Raw genomic sequence first — 5,419 nt, 5'->3', positions numbered from 1 at the left:
GTAGTTTCCACTATTTTCTTTGCACAAAGGTTAGTGCATACTAATAAAGATAAGATGCGTATAATTAAAGACGTCGAAAAGGAGGAGAATTATGAGGATTGCTTTTGCAGGAAATCCCAACAGTGGAAAGACGACCATGTACAATGCACTTACCGGCAGGAATGAACGTGTCGGGAACTGGGCAGGCGTTACGGTCGAAAGAAAAGAAAGTCCGATCAAGAAAGGTTATTATGACGGGACGGAGGAGTTGGTTGCGGTAGATTTGCCGGGCGCTTATTCTATGTCTCCTTTTACATCGGAAGAAAGCATTACCAGCGGATACGTCAAGAATGAGAATCCGGATGTGATCATCAATATCGTGGATGCTACGAATCTGAGCAGAAGCCTGTTTTTTACCACACAGCTTCTGGAACTTGGGATTCCAGTAGTTGTCGCACTGAATAAGAGCGATATCGTTAATAAGAAACAGACAAAAATTGACGAGAAGATTCTGTCTGAAAAGCTGGGCTGTCCGGTAATCAAGACGATTTCCACTTCTTCCGGACATGAAGGGCTCAAAGAGACTGTAAATGCTGCGGCTGCATTAAGAGGAAAAGGTCAGAAAGCACCTTATGTGCAGGGGGATATTGATTTCAAAGATAAAACGGCAGTAGAAGCGGCTGACAGAAAGCGTTTTGAGTTTGTGAATGGAATTGTAAAGCAGGTAGAGAAGAGAAAAGTTTTTACAAAGGATAGAAACGTACAGGATAAGATTGACGGTATCATCACACATAAGATTATCGGTATACCGATTTTCGCAGCAGTTATCTTCCTTGTGTTCTACATATCCCAGACAACGCTCGGTACCTGGATCGCAGACTGGCTGGTGGCATGGATCGAGACTTTCCAGGGATGGGTCGGCGGACTGATGGAAAATGCAAACCCGCTTCTGTATGCACTCCTTGTAGATGGTATCATCGGTGGCGTTGGTGCAGTTGTCGGTTTCCTTCCGCTTGTTATGGTCATGTACTTCTTAATTGCATTATTGGAAGATTGTGGATACATGGCAAGAGCTACAGTAGTTCTGGATCCGATTTTTAAGAGAGTAGGGCTTTCCGGTAAATCTGTCATTCCTATGGTCATTGGTACAGGATGTGCGATTCCGGGCGTTATGGCTTGCCGTACAATCCGTAACGAAAGAGAACGTCGTACCACAGCGATGCTTACACCATTTATGCCATGTGGAGCTAAAATCCCAGTGATTGCTCTTTTTGCAGGTGCATTCTTTGCGGACGCATGGTGGGTTTCAGCAACTATGTATCTGGTGGGTATTCTCTTAGTTTTGCTTGGAGCTTTACTTGTGAAAAAGATTACAGGACAAAAATACAGAAAATCTTTCTTTATTATTGAACTTCCGGAATATAAGTTTCCAAGCTTGAAAAGGGCATGCGGCTCTATGCTGGAGCGAGGAAAAGCATATATCGTAAAAGCAGGAACGATCATTCTGGTATGCAATACGGTGGTACAGATCATGCAGAGCTTTAACTGGCAGTTCCAGCTTGTAGAAGAAGGTGCAGAAGGGACATCTATTTTGGCATCCATTGCCCATCCGTTTGCGATTTTGTTCATACCGCTTGGATTTGGAGTGTGGCAGCTTGCAGCAGCGGCAGTGACAGGTTTTATCGCAAAAGAAAACGTAGTTGGGACGCTTGCAGTAGTTTACGGTATCACAAACTTAATAGATACAGATGAACTGGCGTTGGTTGGAAGTGGGAATGAAGTAGCAACTGTTATGGGACTGACAAAGGTAGCAGCTCTTGCTTATTTGATGTTTAACCTTTACACACCACCTTGTTTTGCAGCTCTTGGAGCGATGAATTCAGAAATGAAGAGTGGAAAATGGCTGCTTGGAGGAATCTGTCTCCAACTTGCAACGGGGTATACCGTAGCTTTTGGTGTATATCAGATTGGTACATTGATCACAACAGGATCTTTTGGCACCGCATTTATTCCGGGACTTATCGCGGTTATTGTATTTGCTTTGATTATTCTCTGGAGAATCCGTAAGTCAGATAAAGAGTTTGCTTCAGAATACAGCCTGCATTCTGTAAAATCATAAAGGATAAAAGTTATAGCAGACGGTGGACAGAGAAGAAGTACTTTGTCCACCATTTTTATTAGAAAAGGATGTGAAATGCTCTATGGAAAATATGATAGCAGTTCTTGTTATTGTAATCTTAGTAGGGAGTGCAGCTGCATATCTTATTAAGGCAAAAAGAAGCGGAGTGAAATGTGTTGGATGTCCAGCGGGAGGAAATTGCAGCAGCAAAAATAAAAAGAAAAAAAAGAAATTGACGGGTCCGGTCATCGCAAAGAAAACCATGTTTATTACAGGAATGCATTGTGAACATTGTGTACAAAGTGTGACAGATAGCTTGAATCGGATTGATGGAGTCTCCGCCAGAGTAGATCTTAATAAAAGTTATGCTGAGATATCCCTTGACCGTGAAATAGGGGAAGATATCCTGATCTGCGCAGTAGAAAAAGCAGGGTTTTTAGTTGAGTCTATTCAAAGCTAGACCGTGGTATTTCATATGGGAGAAAGCGGGTATGAACGGTGAAAAAGAAAGTATTATTATAAAACTGAAAGAAAATGGCTGCAGAATTACAAAGCAGCGTAAAATGATTTTAGATATTATCCTGGAAGACAGGTGTTCCAGCTGCAAGGAAATTTATGCCCGGGTGGTGAAACTTGACCAGAGCATTGGGATGGCAACCGTTTACCGTCTGGTAAAGGAATTGGAGAATATCGGGGTGCTTAGCAGAGAAATCGTATATAAGTAGCCTGCAAATGACAAAATTTATCAATAAGGACTGTTAGAATTGACTATCTTAAATGAAAGTTGTTACTATGAAAAAATAAACAGAGTCTTATAGAAAAGGAAGTGATGTGGTTGTGAAACAACATAGGTTTTGGGCGTGGGCGTCCGTCTTTTGCTTTTTGATGGTATTCTATACAGGCTATAAACACAAATAATCAGGAGGTACATAGGATGTTTAGTGATTCTACTTTGAAAAAAATCGGATGTTTTGTAGGAGGAGTCGTATTTGGGACTGCGGGTGTAAAGCTCCTTTCCAGTAAGGACGCAAAAAAAGTATATACAAACTGCACTGCGGCTGTACTGCGGGCAAAAGACTGTGTTATGAAGACTGCTACAACAGTGCAGGAGAACGCAGAGGATATCCTTGCAGAAGCACAACAGATCAATGAAAAGCGTGCACAGGAAGAGGCAATGCAGGTGCAGGAAGATGATGTTCAGGAGGATGGTGCGTCTGAACAGGAAGAAAACGAATAGGTAAAAGATGAGATTTCTTATCAAGCATGAAGTACAGGGCCGTCTCCGTATCCACGTTATCCGAAACCGAATGACATGTACGGAGGCGGATGTTCTTTGCTGGGCTCTTGAAAAACAGAAAAGTGTTATAAAGGTCAAAGTATATGAGCGCACCGCAGATGCTGTGATCTATTATACAGGGGACAGAGAAGAACTGATCCATAAATTAAAAAAGTTTCATTTTGAGAAAGCAGATGTTCCGGATAATGTATTATCAAGTTCAGGGCGTGCTTTAAATTCCGCATACAGGGAAAAGCTGATAGCAAAAACATTGCTCCATTATGGAGGGAAATTGCTCTTGCCAAATTCGGTGAGAAAAATATGGCTTACTTTTAAAGTGGTCCAATATATCGGAAAAGGGATTCGATGTCTGGCCAGACGGAAGATAGAGGTGCCGGTATTAGATGCTACAGCGATTGGCGTGTCCGTGCTGCGAGGAGACTTTAATACTGCCGGTTCTGTCATGTTTCTGCTGGGAATTGGAGAATTGCTGGAGGAATGGACACATAAAAAGTCTGTAGGAGATCTGGCACGCAGCATGTCTTTAAACATAAAGAAAGTATGGCTGAAAAGAGAGGAGCAGGAAATTCTTGTTCCGGCATCCGATATTTTGCCGGGTGACAGAGTGATCGTACACATGGGCAATGTAATCCCATTTGATGGAGAGGTGTCTTGCGGAGAAGGAATGGTGAACCAGGCATCTTTGACCGGAGAATCTCTTCCGGTACGAAGAACTGAGGGTCAGTCCGTATATGCAGGAACCGTTTTGGAGGAAGGAGAGTTGGAAATCATAGTCAGGGCCGTATCAGGTGCTACCCGGTTTGAAAAGATTGTGACTATGATTGAAGACTCAGAAAAGTTGAAATCCAATCTGGAAAGCAAGGCAGAGCATCTGGCGGACCGTCTGGTACCATATACGCTTCTGGGGACAGGGCTTGTCTGGGCTGTCACACGCAATATGACAAAAGCTCTTTCTGTTCTTATGGTGGATTTTTCCTGCGCATTGAAGCTGGCTATGCCGATTTCTGTCCTTTCTGCAATACGGGAAGCCGGACAGAATGGAATTACCGTAAAGGGTGGGAAGTATCTGGAGGCTGTGGCAGAGGCAGATACCATCGTATTTGATAAGACCGGTACGCTGACAAAGGCGAAACCAACTGTAAAAGAAGTCATTGTGTTTGGCGATTATCCTGAACCGGAAGCTCTGCGGATTGCTGCCTGTCTGGAAGAACACTTTCCACATTCCATGGCAAAAGCTGTCGTGGATGCTGCAAAGAGAAGAAGTCTGTATCATGAAGAAATGCATTCAAAAGTGGAGTATATTGTAGCCCATGGTATTTCCTCCTATATAGAAGGAAAGAAGACCATAATAGGGAGCAGTCATTTTGTGTTTGAGGATGAAAAGTGCCGGATACGTCCGGAATATCAGGAACGATTTGATACGCTTCCTGAAGAATACTCTCATTTGTTCCTTGCCATTGACGGAGAATTAGTTGCTGTAATCTGTATTGAAGATCCTCTCAGGGAAGAAGCCGGGGAGATGGTAAGATTTTTGAAAGAAGAAGGTGTTTCCAAGATCGTCATGATGACGGGAGACAGTGAACGTACTGCAGCATCTATTGCGAAACGAGTGGGAGTGGATGAATATTATTCCGAAGTACTTCCGGAAGATAAGGCAGGATTCATTGAAAGAGAGAAAGCGGCAGGAAGAAAAGTAGTGATGATCGGTGACGGAATCAATGATTCGCCAGCGCTTTCAGCAGCAGATGCGGGAATTGCAATCAGTGATGGAGCAGAACTTGCGCGAGAGATCGCAGACATTACGATTGCTGCTGAGGATCTGCGGGAAATCGTAGTACTGAAACGTTTGTCTAATGCGATGATGCACCGTATTCAGGGGAATTACAGGGGGATTGTCGGTATTAATGCAATGCTGATTGCACTAGGAGTGGCAGGAATTATTCAACCAACGACCTCTGCGTTACTACATAATACTTCTACTTTAGCTATCAGTTTGAAGAGTATGGGAAATTTATTGCCGACTA

At 43.2% G+C, this 5,419-nt stretch carries 5 protein-coding genes; all 5 read left to right on the top strand.

Annotated features, from left to right (window positions below; translation table 11 throughout):
* Positions 1-91: 91 nt before the first annotated feature.
* Positions 92-2,098 carry a ferrous iron transporter B gene (locus tag RDS42_RS12095; protein WP_008689712.1) on the top strand — a complete coding sequence of 669 codons (2,007 nt, stop codon included), beginning with the start codon at positions 92-94 and terminating at the stop codon, positions 2,096-2,098.
* A gap of 22 nt (positions 2,099-2,120) precedes the next feature.
* Positions 2,121-2,558: a heavy-metal-associated domain-containing protein gene (locus RDS42_RS12090; protein ID WP_331603391.1), complete on the top strand. Its 438-nt coding sequence runs from the start codon at positions 2,121-2,123 to the stop codon at positions 2,556-2,558.
* A gap of 31 nt (positions 2,559-2,589) precedes the next feature.
* Positions 2,590-2,823, top strand: a complete 234-nt coding sequence (locus RDS42_RS12085; RefSeq protein WP_008689709.1) for a transcriptional repressor — start codon at positions 2,590-2,592, stop codon at positions 2,821-2,823.
* Positions 2,824-3,032: 209 nt separating this feature from the next.
* Positions 3,033-3,335, top strand: coding sequence for a DUF6110 family protein (locus tag RDS42_RS12080; protein WP_008689707.1), 303 nt, complete (start codon positions 3,033-3,035; stop codon positions 3,333-3,335).
* A gap of 7 nt (positions 3,336-3,342) precedes the next feature.
* Positions 3,343-5,419, top strand: a 2,077-nt coding sequence (locus RDS42_RS12075; protein ID WP_308783882.1) for a heavy metal translocating P-type ATPase, incomplete at its 3' end; no start/stop codon positions are given.

This window comes from uncultured Blautia sp., from assembly GCF_902497045.1.
Classification (GTDB): Bacteria; Bacillota; Clostridia; order Lachnospirales; family Lachnospiraceae; genus Blautia_A.
The sequence above is the reverse complement of the archived record's forward strand: the minus strand, read 5'-3'. Positions and strand labels throughout refer to the sequence as shown.